This is a genomic window from Planotetraspora sp. A-T 1434 (assembly GCF_025420585.1).
GTDB lineage: Bacteria > Actinomycetota > Actinomycetes > Streptosporangiales > Streptosporangiaceae > JAOEGB01.
The window spans coordinates 638054-651110 of record NZ_JAOEGB010000001.1; the positions used below are offsets into that span (position 1 = coordinate 638054).

The window sequence follows — 13057 nt, forward strand, 5'->3', positions numbered from 1 at the left end:
GGTATGGAGGAGACAGGATGAACAAGCTGGTCCTGGCCACGCGGAACGCCGGGAAGATCGTGGAGCTCCGGAGGATCCTGGCCGAGACCGGTGTGCCGGTCGAGCTGGTCGGCCTGGAGGCCTTCCCGCATATCGGTGACGTAGCCGAGACCGGCCTCACGTTTGCCGAGAACGCCCTGCTCAAGGCGCACGCCGTCGCGTCGGAGAGCGGCCTCCCCGCCGTCGCCGACGACTCCGGGCTCTGCGTCGACGCCCTGAACGGCATGCCGGGGATCTTCTCCGCCCGCTGGTCCGGAGCGCACGGCGACGACAAGGCGAACCTCGACCTGCTGCTCGCCCAGGTGTCGGACGTGCCGGAGGGGCGCCGCCAGGCCCACTTCGCCTGTACGGCCGCGCTCGCGCTGCCCTCGGGGGAGGAGCACATCGTGGAGGGGGCCATGCACGGCTTCCTGATCCGCGAGCCCAGGGGCACCAACGGCTTCGGCTACGACCCGATCTTCGTGCCGGACGGCGAGAGCCGTACGACGGCGGAGATGTCGGCTGCGGAGAAGGACGCCATCAGCCACCGTGGCCGGGCCTTCCGCGCCCTGGCCCCGGTCATCGCCCAGGTCCTCGCCTAGAGCGCCGGTCAGGTAAGGGAAGAAGGTGCGGGTCCCCTTCCGCCCTGACCTTGCCGCGTGATCATGCACATGTTCCCGCACGTACCGTCCTACCCGGTGCTTTGTGCAGCGTGATCATGCACATGTTCCCACACGTACCGTCCTACCTGGTGTTTTGTGCAGCGTGATCATGTAGGACGAGGGTGAGGCCGACGGACGGACACCGCATGATCACAAACGGTGTCGGCACTGATCAGACCGCGTACGGCGGAATCCATGCATGATCACGATTTGGGGAACGCCACGTCCCGGAGCTTCCCGGGAAACCCTGCATGATCACGGCAACGGGTTACCTCGTAATCCCGCCGTAAGACCTTCCCCGGCGGCCGGGCGTAGCGTTCCACTGTGAACGCGAACGAAAGCGGCCTCCGCATTCCCGGGTGGGCGGCCGCCACGATCGGCGTGGCCTCGGGCGCGGTGGCGCTCGGAGTCGCCGAGCTGGCCGCCGGTCTCATCAACCCCGGCGCCGCGCCGGTGATCGCGGTCGGCGGCGCCGTGGTCGACCGGACTCCGGCGTGGATCAAGGAATGGGCCATCAGGACCTTCGGGTCCGACGACAAGCCGGTGCTGATCAGCGGCATCGTCATCGTGGTCGCACTCATCGCCGCCGGCATCGGACTTCTGGCGCGGAGAAGGGTCGCGTACGGCAAGGCAGGCCTGGCCCTCTTCGGCCTCGTCGGAGCGGTCGCCGCGGTCAGCCGGCCGGATTCCGGGGGCCTCGACTTCCTCCCTTCGGTCCTCGGGGCGGCCGCCGGGGTCTGGGCCCTGTCGGGGCTGTTCCGCCGGACGGAGCCGCCCGAATGGGAGATCGCCCGCCGGGAGCGCGGCGAGCCGCGCTATCTGGGTGATCGGCCTGAGCGGCGTGTACGACCTGAGCCCAGGCCCGATGAGCTACGCGAAGCTATCGGGACCGAGGCTCATGAGACCGGGTCCCACGAGCCGGAACCCGATGAACCCGGTAGGCCCGGTGAGCCGGTTGTCGCGCGGAGCCTTGCCGAAACGGCCGGCGAAACCGGCGGGAGGGCCGCGGGAGCGGGAGCGGGAGCGGGAGCGGGAACAGCCTGGCAGTCTTTCACCAAGGGCGCGACGGGGAGCCCCGCCGAGATGCCGGCGGTCATGCGGGCCGGAGACGACGTCTACGCGTTCGACCGGCGGAGGCTGCTGACGGGTGTCGCTGTGGGGCTGGGCGTCGCCGGGGTGACCGGGCTCGGCGGACGGCTGCTCGCCGGCTTCAACGACGCGGATGTGGCCCGCAGGAGCGTCGCCAAGGCGCTGCCTCGCCCGGCCGTTCCCGCGAAGGCGCTCCCTCCGGGCGTCGACCTCCGCGTCAAGGGCCTGTCGTCGTTCGTCACGCCGAACCCGGAGTTCTACCGGGTGGACACGGCTCTGGTCGTGCCGTCGGTCGATCCCAACAGCTGGACGCTGAAGATCCACGGACTGGTGGACCGGCCCGTCGAGCTGACCTTCGCCGACCTCCTCAAACGCCCTCTCACGGAGGCGGACGTGACGCTGACCTGCGTGTCGAACGAGGTCGGCGGGCCGTACATCGGCAACGCGCGCTGGCTCGGCGCGCGCCTGGCCGACGTGCTGCGCGACGCCGGGATCAGGCGGGACGCCGACATGCTGCTCAGCGTCTCGCAGGACGGCTGGACCTGCGGCACGCCGGTGGACGTCGTCATGGACGGCCGGGACGCCCTGCTCGCGATCGCGATGAACGGCGAGGTGCTCCCCACGGCCCACGGCTTCCCGGTGCGTCAGGTCGTGCCGGGACTGTACGGATACGTGTCGGCCACGAAGTGGGTCACCGAGATCAAGGTCACCCGCTTCGACCAGGACGAGGCGTACTGGACGCCGCGCGGCTGGGCGGCCAAGGGTCCGATCAAGACCCAGTCCAGGATCGACGTGCCGAGGAGCGGAGACGACGTCCCGGCGGGCCGTACGACGATCGCGGGCGTCGCCTGGGCGCAGCACCGCGGCGTCGACGCGGTCGAGGTGCAGGTGGACGGCGGTGAGTGGCGGCAGGCCACGCTCGCCCAGGTGCCCGGTCCCGACACGTGGCGGCAGTGGTCGATCGACTGGGACCTCGCCCGCGGACGGCACACCGTCTCCGTGCGGGCGACCGACGCGACCGGTCACAGCCAGACGCCCGAGCAGATGCCGCCCGCTCCGGACGGCGCCACGGGGTATCACTCCATCGTCGTCAAGGCGGGCTGACCAGCTAGGACATTCCCGGTCGAAGGCCCTGGCGGCGGGTCGGGACTTCGGAAAATCCAGCGTGCCGTCCTTGGGGCGCCTCTACCATCGGCAGCCTGATGTGCGTGTCAGGGAGGGGGCCGCAGCACGTGACTCAGGAGATGGCTCGCCGGCATTCTCGATGGAGGTTGCCGGCCGGTGTGTACAACCCCGTCGTCAGCGCCGACGGACGCCGATGGCGTGACTACGAGCTGGCCGCGGAGGCCCCGGCGCCCGTGGCCGAGGACCGCTGCCAGGAGACCCGCTTCACCGACCCACCGAAGGTCACCGGGGGATTCAACGGACTACCCGGCGGCGTGGCCGACGGGTCCCGCCACGGACTGCCCAACGGTGTGGCCAACGCGGTTGCCGACGGTATGGCGAAAGGTCCGTCCGATGCCCCGGCCAACGGGCTGGCCGACGGCGTGGCGAACGGGTCGGCCAACAGCTCGCTCAACGGCGTGGCGAACGGGTCGGCCAACAGCTCGCTCAATGGTTCGGCCAAGGGGTCAGCCGCTGGCTCGGCCAACGGCGTGGTGAATGGCTCGGCCAACGGCGGGGCGAACGGGTCTGCGAACGGGTCGGCCAACGGCGTGGCGAACGGGGTCGCGAACGGTTTGGCCAATGGGGCGCTCAACGGCTTGGGCAACGGGGCTGCGAAAGGGTTGGGCGGGGGAGTGGTGAATGGGGCCGTCAATGGCGCGGCCAAGGGTCCGGTGGCCGGGGCGCCCGGCGGGGTGGCGGACAAGGCGTCCGCCGGGGTGGTCGCCGGCGCCGCCGGGACGAGTGCGAACGACGGCGAAGGCGACGCTGAGCCGGAGGCCGAGGAGGACGGCGAAAGGGACTGGTTCGACAGCTCTCGCCGGCCGCCCAGGCTTGAGCAGACCAGACCGTACGGCAGGCCGGGAGGGCTGGCGCAGCCGGGGCCCGAGGCTGAGGAGGGCCCGGCCCGGGAGAGCCTCGCACAGGCGGTGAACGGGCGTTTCCCCGATCCGAGGGGCACGTGGATCCGCCTGATCAACGCGGAGGGGCCGACGGAGGACCCGTTCAGGTCCACCAACGCGGTCGACTGCGCGCTGGCGGTCATGTCGACCTGGCACGGCGAGCCGGTCGTGGCCGCGCGCAGGCAGCCGGAGTACGACGCGGGAGGCAAGCCGCTGCTGACCGGCGAGACCGGGGGAGTGGCGAGGGCCGAGCAGTGGCTGGGGCATCGCTTCGAATACGTGGGCCACGGCCGCCGCGCCTACGTCGCCATCGCGCAGCGCCTCGTCTTCGGCGGACACGGCGCGGCGGCCATGCTCATCACCCGATGGCCCGGGGGAGGCAGCCACGCGTGGAACGCCGTCAACTGCCGGGGCGAGGTGCTCTGGATCGACGCCCAGAGGGGGCACATGGCGGTGGAGCCGCCGTACGAGGACGTCACCGGGGTGTTCTGCGTGGTCACCGACCGGGAAGGGCAGCGCCTCTGATGGTCTCGCCCGATGAGGCGCGGGAGCTGGCGGAGCGGTATTTCCGGGATCGTTCCGCCGAGGTGGGAATGCTCGCGGTCGAGGGCGGCTACGTGGCCTGGGTGGCCGACGAAGAGCCCGAGGACCCGAGCATTCCACCGGAGACGGCCGGTGGTGGTTGTGTCGTCATCGACGGCACGACCGGCGACATCGCGGTCCGGCCACTGCTCGGCTCCCATCAGGTAGCCGAACAGTGACCCACCCCCACCCCGCCTTCCCCCCCGGCCTCCCCCCCTCGTGATCATGCACGGATTCCCGCGATTCCCGGAGGACCAGCGCCCCTCCCGTGCGTGATCATGCATACCTTCCCGCATCTCCGGCTGATCTGCGGGTTCCTCGACGTGATCATGCATGATTGGCCGTGGGTGCACCCACGAGTGGGAGATTTCAGGCGCTTGCCAGCGAGTCGACGATGGATGCCCTTGCGGCTCGCCGGGCCGGTAGGACCGCCGCGAGCACTCCGGCCAGGCCCGAAGCGGCGATGAACAGCAGGATCTGCGCGACTGGAAGCCGGAAGAGGACGTCTTCCGTGAGGGTCTTCGTGGCGGCCCAGCCGTACAATCCGCCGAGCACGACCCCGACGAGGGCGCCCACGACGCCGAGGACCAGCGCTTCGACCGACAGCATGCCGCGCAACTGCGGCTTGGTGAGCCCGAGCGCACGCAGCAGCGCGGACTCGCGGGTCCGCTCGTGGACCGACAGCGACAGCGTGTTCGCGATGCCGAGCAGCGAGATGACGATCGCCAGGCCGAGCAGCCCCGTGACGATCAGGAGCATCGTGTCGATCGCGTCGTCTAACTGACCGCGGATCTCCGTCGTGCTGCCGACCTTCACCGTGGGGTACGCATGGACCGCGCTTTCTACGATTTTTCGTGACTTGTCGGTCGGAACCCCGTCCGCCGCGTCGATCAGGAGGTTGGTGTCGTCGACCTTGCCGAAGTACTGCTCGAAGGCCGCCTCCGGCACCGTCACCCCCGGAAGCAGGGAGACCTCGGAATTGAGCAGCGCGACGATCCGCAGGCTCGTGCTGGTCTTGCCCGTCTCCAGTTTGACGGTGTCGCCGACCTTGAGCCCCATGTCCTTCGCGATGGGGGCGTTCAGCGCGACCTGGCCCGGCGCGAAGCCGTCCACGGAGCCGGATGTGGCCGACGGCTTGATGGCGGTCCCCAGTGCCGACTGGTTCACCGTGCCGATGGTGAACCGCTCGCCGTTGAGCTTGGCGTCCTTCCCTCTGATCTCAGTCACGGAGGCCAGCTCGGGGCGGCCGCGAAGCGCGTCCGCCACCGAACGGGGGATCGTGCCCGACTGGGCGGTGACCAGGTAGTCCGCCGGGAACTGCTGGTCGAGCTCGTTGCCGATGGTGGCGCGCATCGTCGCCGTGAGGACCGACATGAACGTCATCAGGGTGACGCCGACGGTCAGCGCGATGGTGGTGGTCGCCGCCCGCTTCGGGTTGCGCCGCGAATTATCCACGGCCAGGCGGCCCGGGACCCCGAAAAGCCGTGCCGGCAGCCAGCCGGTGAGTCCGCTCAGCGGCTTGACGATCACGGGACCCAGGATGAGAACGGCGAAGAAGATCAGCACGCCGCCCGCCATCACGACCATGAGCGCGCTATCGCCTGGCTTCATGGTCACGCCCGCCACCGTCAGCCCCGCGCCCCCCAGCCCGAACAGGGCGGCGAAGATCACCCGGACGACCCCGGCGCGGAACGTGTGCTCCTCGACCTGCGTGCGCAGCGCCGCGATCGGGGCGACCTTGGTGGCCTGGCGGGCGGGCAGCAGCGCCGCGCCGACTGTCACGACCAGCCCTGTCACGAGCCCGATGACGATCACCTGTGGTGTGAGCGCGACCGTGCCCGTGGGGATCTCCGCGCCCACGTTCCTGAGCACGAGAACGGCGACCGCTCCCAGGCCGAGACCCACCAGCAGACCGAGGACGGCCGAGATCAGGCCGACGACGGCCGACTCCAGCACGATCGATCCGAAGACCTGGCCCCGGGTGGCCCCGATGCAGCGCAGCAGCGCCATCTCCCGCATCCGCTGCGCCACCAGGATGTTGAACGTGTTGTAGATCACCAGGGCGGCCACCAGCAGCGCGACCACGCCGAACATCAGCAGCCCGAGCTTCAGGAAGCCGGTGTCGGCCCCGTTGGCCTTCGCCAGGTCGTGGGTCAGCTCCTCCCCGGTCTGCACTTCGGCCTTCGAGCCCAGGCCGGTACGGCTCACGGCCGCGGCGACAGCCGTACGGAGACTGTCCGGGGCGGGGCCGGCGGTCACAACGTCGATCTCCTGGAGGCCCTTCTCGCCGGTCATCCGCTGCGCGGTGGCGGCGGTGAAGGCCACCGCTCCCCGGTAGGCCAGGTCCTGCTCGACGCCCACGTCGAAGACGCCGACGAGCTGGAACTCGTGCCGGGCGTTCTTCTGATCGAGGACCGCGATGGTGTCGCCCAGAGCGAAGCCCTGCGCCTTCGCGGTGTTCTCGTCGAGCGCGGCCTGCCCGTCCGCCACGGGAGCCTTGCCGTTCGTGATGTCGAGCCGGTTGGCCGGGATGGACACCCCGGCTGTGGGCGTGTCGCCGACCACCTTGCCGTCCTTGCCGATCAGCGCGGCATCGCCGTACACGACGGGCTGGGCGTCCTTGACCCCCGCGACGGATCTCACGGTGTCCAGCAGCTTCGCGGGAAGCGGGTCCCCCTTCGAGCGGACCGCCACGTCGATCTTGTCGGCCGCGGCGGTGAACGACTTGGTGAAGCCCGCCTCGATCGTGTCGGTGAGCACGAACGTGCCCGCGATGAAGCCGACGCCCAACGTGATCGCCAAGGAGGTCAGCAGCAGCCGCAGCTTGTGCGCCCGGAGCCCGGCCAGAGTGGTCTTGAACACGGCTCAGGCCTCCAGCGCCATGAGCGTGTCGAGCACGGTCTGCTGGGTGGGCCGGTCCAGCTCGCTCACCAGCAGTCCGTCCCGGAGGAACACCACCCGGTCGGCGTACGAGGCCGCCATCGGGTCATGGGTTACCATGACGATCGTCTGGCCGAGCTCCCGCACCGACCGGCGCAGGAACGCCAGCACCTCCGCGCCGCTGCGCGAGTCGAGGTTGCCGGTCGGCTCGTCCGCGAAGATCACTTGTGGCTTGCTGATGAGCGCCCGCGCCACGGCGACGCGCTGCTGCTGGCCGCCCGACAGCTCGTTCGGCCGGTGCTTCAGCCGGTCCCGGAGGCCCACCGTGTCGATCACCTGGTCGTAGAGCGCCCGGTCGGCCTGCCGTCCCGCGATCTCCAGCGGAAGCCGGATGTTCTGCTCGGCCGTCAGGGTCGGGAGCAGGTTGAACGCCTGGAAGACGAAGCCGACCCGCTCGCGGCGCAGCAGTGTGAGCTGCTTGTCGTTCAACTGGGTGATCTCAACGTCACCGATGCTGATGTGGCCGTCCGTGACCGAGTCGAGCCCCGCGAGGCAGTGCATCAGCGTCGACTTCCCGGAACCCGACGGCCCCATGATGGCCGTGAACGCCCCCGTGGCGAAGCTCACGTCGATCCCGCGAAGAGCGTGCACGGCCGCGTCGCCCTCGCCGTATACCTTGGTCAGTCCCCTCGCGACTACGGCGCTGCGGACATCGATCGTTGTCGTCATACAGCGAGGCTATGGCCGTGATCATGACCGGTCCTCGGCCTGGCGAACGGACTTCGCGTCCACTTTCTGATGGTCCGTACGGCACACGTGCGACTTTCGACGTAGTCCGGCGTCAGCCGTTGGGACGATCCGGCGCGACCAGCCCGCTCTCGTACGCGTAGACGACGGCCTGGGCCCGGTCGCGCAGCCCCAGCTTGGCCAGGATCCGGCCCAGGTGGGTCTTCACGGTCGCCTCCGCGAGCTGCAGCTCCTTGGCGATCTCGGTGTTGGAGAGCCCCCGGGCCACGTGGATGAGGACCTCCCGCTCGCGCACCGTCAGCACGTCCGCGTCCCGCCTGGGGGTCTCCGACGCCGGCAGGTGTACGGCGAAGCGGTCGAGCAGCCGGCGGGTCGTGCTCGGAGCGACGACCGCGTCACCGGCGTGAACCGACCGGATGGCGCTGACCAGCTCGGCGGGCGGCACATCCTTGAGCAGGAAGCCGGAGGCCCCCGCCCTGATCGCGGCGAAGGCGTACTCGTCCAGGTCGAAGGTCGTCAGGATCAGCACCTTCGGCGCGCCGGGACGTGAACAGATCAGCCGCGCCGCCTCGACGCCGTCCATCCGGGGCATGCGCACGTCCATCAGGACCACGTCGGCCTCGGTCGTGCCCAGCGTCTCGATCGCCGCCGCCCCGTCCGCGGCCTCGCCGACCACCTTGATGTCCGGCTGCGCGCCGAGCACCATCCTGAACCCGGTCCGCACCAGTTCCTGGTCGTCGACCAGCATGACTCGTATCACTGCCGCCCTGCCCTCGGCTCTCCGGCGTCACGTTGTTTGCCGGGATCTGGCATCGTTCTGACATCGGGGTGATCACGCCGCCGCGCCGACCGGGATCCGGGCGATCACCTGGAACCCTCCGCCGGTCCGGGGCGCCGCCTCGACGGTCCCGCCGTACATCGACGCCCTCTCACGCATGCCGACGAGCCCATGGCCGCCCTCGACCCATGGCGCGGACGCGCCCCGGCCATCATCGGCGACCCGCAGCACGATCTCGCCCCTGCCGTACTCGACGCCGACCTCGGCGCGGACACCGGGCCCGCCGTGCTTGAGAGTGTTGGTCAGCGCCTCCTGGACGATCCGGTAGATCGCCAGCTGCTCACCCTCGGGGAGCGCGCACGGCGTTCCGGACACAGTGAAGTCGATCGGCAGCCCGGAGTCGCTGACCTGCCTGACCAGGTCGCCGAGCTGCTGCACGCCCGGCTGCGGCGCGTACTCCTCCCGGGCCGCCGCGTCCTGCCTCAGCACACCCACCAGGCGGCGCATCTCCGCGAGTGCCTGCCGTCCGGTGGCCGAGATCGCCTGTACGGCACGGCGCGCCTGCTCAGGGTCGCTGTCGATGGCGAACCCGGCGCCGTCGGCCTGGACCACCATCACGCTGACGTTGTGCGCGACGACGTCGTGCAGCTCTCGCGCGATGCGGGCGCGTTCGGCGGCGGCGGCGATGCGCGCCTGCTGGTCCCTCTCGCGCTCCGCCCTCTCCGCGCGCTCGACCAGGCTTTCGACGTAACGCCGCCGGGTGTTGGCGTAGATGCCCGCGAGCCAGATGGCGATCACGAACACCGACATCGACGGGAACGCGTCCCACACCCGGATGTTCCAGCGGAGCATGGCCAGCAGCAGACCGAACTCGGCGACGAGCCCGGCCGCCACCGCCCAGCGGACCGTGCACCGGGCGGCCACGCCGTACATCGCGATCATGACGGCGAAGTTCGCCGGGAGCACCATGACGCCGGCCACCCACTGGCCGAAACTCATGAGCGCCACGACCGCGAACACCTCGCGGGGGCGGTTCCGCCGCCACATCAACGGGGTGATGAGCGCGGCCGACAGCAGCAGCGTGGCGGGTGTTCCGAGGAACGTTCCGTACGGTGGAGCGCTCTTGTACACATTGAGGGTGAGCAGGCAGAACAGCACCAGCGGTGAGACCACGAGCGCGTCCACCAAGGTGCTGTGGCGCCGACTCCAGGCGCGCAGTCCGCCGAACACGATTCCAACCATACGTATCCGCTGCTCAGCGATGTTCCGTCTTGGGGTGGATCCGAGAGTACGACTCAGGTCGCATACGGATCGGGTCGCATGGGCTCGGCGTTTACGCCCTCCTTACGGATTGCCCCGCATTCTTGTCTCCGGGAGCGCCTCGCTGAGGCGGGTAAAGGGAGATCTGTGATGGCGGATCAAGACGCTGGGTCGCGCGGTGCTGAGGACGAGCCGCGCGACCCACGGCCGGGAGAGGGCGCCAGGCCACTTCCCTCCGAGGCGGCTCCCTCAGCGACCACGGCGGAGCCAGGCTCCGGACCTGCTGCGGGGTCCGGAGTAGGCTCCGCCGGCCAACCAACGGCGGGGCCCGGTTCTGCGGCGCCCTCCGGGCCTGCGGCCGCAGCGGAGGGGTCTGCGGCGGAGCCCGGCCACGCGCGCCATGAGGCGGAGCCCGGCCGAACGCTTGGAGCGGGTCATGGGGCCGGACCGGGCCAAGCATCGGGACCGGGTTATGGACCGGGACCGGGCCATGCAGCGGCCCCTGGTTATGAGGCGGGACCGGGTTATGGGGCAGGAGTTGGACCGGCCGGTGCGTCCGGGCCCGGGACGACACGCTCGTTCTCGGCTCCCGGCTCCGGTTCGTACGCGTACGGCCCGGGCGGCGCCGGCTGGAACGCCCCGGGATGGGGCGCGGCGGGGCCGACGCAGCCCGCAGCCGCAATGCCCGGCCGGTTCGGCGGAGGGCGGAGAACGCATGCGGGCCAGTTGGTTGCCGTCGGCCTGGCCGGGGTGCTCATCGGGGCGATCCTCGGGGGAGGCGTCGTAGCCGTCGGCGGCGCGTTATGGAACCGGGTCCACGGCCACTACTACCGGGTGAGCTACGAGAACCAGGACCCTCGCGCGGGTCGAGGGCCCTGGGAACGGCCGTTCGGACGCCGCTTCGGCGAGGACGCGCCGCCTGGGGTCGGGCGACTGCCGCGGTTCTGCCAGCGCACTGACACAGGATTCCGCTGTGACATGCCCGGGCCGGGCAGCCCCACGGCACCCTCCGCGCCTACGCCGCCGACGGCGCCCACACCGCCCACACCTCTCCCCCCGATCCCCTCCCCGACCTCATAGCGCCACAAGTCTCGTGGGTTGACCAATCCCCTTGAGCACGACTGCTTGGCCGGTTCAGTGCGCTCGCGTGTCCCCCTCCTCAGCCAGGCTCTGGGCGCGGAGCAGGCTGATGGCCTTGCGGATGGCCGCCGACCGTGACCGGGCGCCTTCATCGGCCACATACCTTTCCAGGAAATCGGCATCGTCTGTCGCGACGGTCAAGTGCAACTTGGAAATCGCGCCACGGCGTGAAGAGGGCTGGCCGGAAGAATTTTCCCGAGAGTTCAAGTGGGGTCGACGAGATTCGAACTCGCACTGTACGGCACCTAAAACCGTCGCCTCTGCCGATTGGGCTACGACCCCTTTTCCTCTTCCTTTGCCCGCGAAGTTAGCCGTTTGCGAATGGCAATTCGGGCAGAGAAAGCGGAGGTTTTCTCTTCTGTTGTCCAGCCAGTTTCCGTTGATGTGGTCGACATGCAAGGTTAGCGGCCGACCCTGCCAATCGTTGCCTATCCTACAGGCCGAGCACTCATAGGGGACACCGGATTCTCGCAGCGCCCGGCGCAAGGTGGTGGGCTTCTGGCGCGGTGACCCGGCCGGCATCATTACCAGGATCTCCGCTGGGAGATGCCGTCGAGGGGAGGGCTTGCCCTTGTTCGGGGACACCCTGCCGAAGTGGGATGTGTCGATGGCGAAGTGCTTGAGGCGGCGGCTGATGTGCGCGTGGGTGCCGCCTGACCACGGAATGTTCAGGTAGCGCAGCACGTCTGCGATGCTTTTCGAGTTGGCCGCCGCTTCGGCGAGGAGCTCGGGGGTGTACTTGTATTTCCGCACGCGGTAAGGCTATTGACTGGCACTGACATTTTCGGTGCCAGTCACAACCCGTACAAATCAGGAAATGCCGAGCTCTTTCACCAGGCGGGCGACGTGGCCGGTGGCCTTCACGTTGTAGAGCGCCTTCTCGATCTTCCCGTCGGCGTCGATGACGAAGGTCGAGCGGATGACACCCATGATCGTCTTGCCGTAGTTCGTCTTCTCGCCGTACGCGCCGTATGCCTTGTGCACGTCGAGCCCGACGTCGGACAGGAGCGGGAAGGTCAGTCCGTCGTGCTCCCGGAACTGCTGCAGCTTCGCGGGCTTGTCCTTCGAGACGCCGAGCACGACGAAGCCCTTGCCGGTCAGGGCGCCGAGGTTGTCGCGGAAGTCGCAGGCCTGCTTGGTGCAGCCTGGCGTCATCGCGGCTGGGTAGAAATAGAGGATGACACGCTTGCCGCGGAACGACTCCAGCGAGACGTCGTTGCCATCGGCGTCGGTAAGGGTGAAGTCCGGCGCGGCGTCGCCGGGCTCGAGCCTGCTCATGAAGTCCTCCTGCGAAGGTGACCCGCGGCGATGCGCGGGCAAGCGTCAACCAAACTACCGGCTCGGCCACGGTGCGGGGCGCTTACCGGACCTGGCAGACTGATCACAACGGATATCACAGGAGGGGATCGTATGGCGGACACCGATCCCGATGCGCTGGAGCGAGAGATCGAGCGCACCCGGGAGGAGTTGGCTCGCACGGTCGACGCCATCGCGGACCGGGTGAGCCCGAGACGAGTGGCGGAGCGTGGCGTGGCCAAGGTCAAGGCCAACGCCGAGCACCTGGTGTCGTCCCTCGGGGATCTGGTCGGGGGCGTCGCGGCGCATCCCGCCACGCCCTCGGAGGGGGCTGGGCCGTGGGAGGAGGAATACCCGGCGCGCACCGTGGCCCCGGTCCTCATCGGCCTCGGCGCCGTCCTGGTGGTGGGCGCCGCGATCATCCTGCTGCGCCGCCGCAACCGCTGACCCTGGCCGCCGCCCCGCCCTTCGGCGTGATCATGCACAGAGTCCCGCGCTGCTGGGATGGCCGGCCCAAACCGACCGCGTGATCATGCGTG

The 13057-nt window shown here is 69.7% G+C and carries 10 protein-coding genes and 1 tRNA gene; 5 read left to right on the forward strand and 6 right to left on the reverse strand.

The features are described from left to right. Nucleotides 1–17: 17 nt before the first annotated feature. From rdgB to N5079_RS02790, 4 genes are all read left to right on the forward strand, one after another. The gene (rdgB, locus tag N5079_RS02775; RefSeq protein WP_261581706.1) at nucleotides 18–620 is read left to right on the forward strand and encodes an RdgB/HAM1 family non-canonical purine NTP pyrophosphatase; all 603 of its coding nucleotides are present in this window, start codon (nucleotides 18–20) and stop codon (nucleotides 618–620) included. 384 nt (nucleotides 621–1004) lie between these two features. Next, nucleotides 1005–2873 (forward strand): molybdopterin-dependent oxidoreductase, encoded by a 1869-nt coding sequence (locus N5079_RS02780; protein ID WP_261581707.1) that lies wholly within the window; start codon nucleotides 1005–1007, stop codon nucleotides 2871–2873. A gap of 179 nt (nucleotides 2874–3052) precedes the next feature. Further along, nucleotides 3053–4360, forward strand: a complete 1308-nt coding sequence (locus tag N5079_RS02785; protein WP_261581708.1) for a toxin glutamine deamidase domain-containing protein — start codon at nucleotides 3053–3055, stop codon at nucleotides 4358–4360. Next, nucleotides 4360–4596: a hypothetical protein gene (locus N5079_RS02790; RefSeq protein ID WP_261581709.1), complete on the forward strand. Its 237-nt coding sequence runs from the start codon at nucleotides 4360–4362 to the stop codon at nucleotides 4594–4596. The genes N5079_RS02785 and N5079_RS02790 overlap by 1 nt, the downstream gene beginning before the upstream one ends. 190 nt (nucleotides 4597–4786) lie before the next feature. Here the strand turns inward: N5079_RS02790 and N5079_RS02795 are convergent, their stop codons facing one another. The 6 genes from N5079_RS02795 to bcp all read right to left on the reverse strand — a co-directional run bounded on the left by N5079_RS02795 (nucleotide 4787) and on the right by bcp (nucleotide 12500). Further along, the gene (locus tag N5079_RS02795; RefSeq protein ID WP_261581711.1) at nucleotides 4787–7279 is read right to left on the reverse strand and encodes an ABC transporter permease; all 2493 of its coding nucleotides are present in this window, start codon (nucleotides 7277–7279) and stop codon (nucleotides 4787–4789) included. Nucleotides 7280–7282: 3 nt separating this feature from the next. Further along, nucleotides 7283–8026: an ABC transporter ATP-binding protein gene (locus tag N5079_RS02800; protein ID WP_261581712.1), complete on the reverse strand. Its 744-nt coding sequence runs from the start codon at nucleotides 8024–8026 to the stop codon at nucleotides 7283–7285. Nucleotides 8027–8138: 112 nt separating this feature from the next. After that, on the reverse strand, nucleotides 8139–8792 hold the full coding sequence (locus N5079_RS02805) for a response regulator (protein ID WP_410007727.1): 654 nt from the start codon (nucleotides 8790–8792) through the stop codon (nucleotides 8139–8141). 84 nt (nucleotides 8793–8876) lie between these two features. Further along, on the reverse strand, nucleotides 8877–10052 hold the full coding sequence (locus tag N5079_RS02810) for a sensor histidine kinase (protein WP_261581714.1): 1176 nt from the start codon (nucleotides 10050–10052) through the stop codon (nucleotides 8877–8879). A gap of 1378 nt (nucleotides 10053–11430) precedes the next feature. Further along, nucleotides 11431–11504: transfer RNA gene (locus N5079_RS02815), tRNA-Leu, on the reverse strand. 528 nt (nucleotides 11505–12032) lie between these two features. After that, nucleotides 12033–12500: a thioredoxin-dependent thiol peroxidase gene (gene bcp / locus N5079_RS02820; protein WP_261581716.1), complete on the reverse strand. Its 468-nt coding sequence runs from the start codon at nucleotides 12498–12500 to the stop codon at nucleotides 12033–12035. 132 nt (nucleotides 12501–12632) lie between these two features. Here bcp and N5079_RS02825 point away from each other — a divergent pair, with 132 nt between their 5' ends. Beyond that, nucleotides 12633–12965, forward strand: coding sequence for a DUF3618 domain-containing protein (locus tag N5079_RS02825; RefSeq protein ID WP_261581717.1), 333 nt, complete (start codon nucleotides 12633–12635; stop codon nucleotides 12963–12965). The last annotated feature ends 92 nt before the right edge of the window (nucleotides 12966–13057 follow it).

Excerpts from the sequence above, each read along its gene's own strand:
- N5079_RS02825 (WP_261581717.1), top strand. The coding sequence starts at position 12,633 with ATGGCGGACACCGATCCCGATGCGCTGGAGCGAGAGATCGAGCGCACC.
- rdgB (WP_261581706.1), top strand. The coding sequence starts at position 18 with ATGAACAAGCTGGTCCTGGCCACGCGGAACGCCGGGAAGATCGTGGAG.
- N5079_RS02790 (WP_261581709.1), top strand. The coding sequence starts at position 4,360 with ATGGTCTCGCCCGATGAGGCGCGGGAGCTGGCGGAGCGGTATTTCCGG.
- N5079_RS02805 (WP_410007727.1), bottom strand. The coding sequence starts at position 8,792 with ATGCTGGTCGACGACCAGGAACTGGTGCGGACCGGGTTCAGGATGGTG.
- N5079_RS02800 (WP_261581712.1), bottom strand. The coding sequence starts at position 8,026 with ATGACGACAACGATCGATGTCCGCAGCGCCGTAGTCGCGAGGGGACTG.
- bcp (WP_261581716.1), bottom strand. The coding sequence starts at position 12,500 with ATGAGCAGGCTCGAGCCCGGCGACGCCGCGCCGGACTTCACCCTTACC.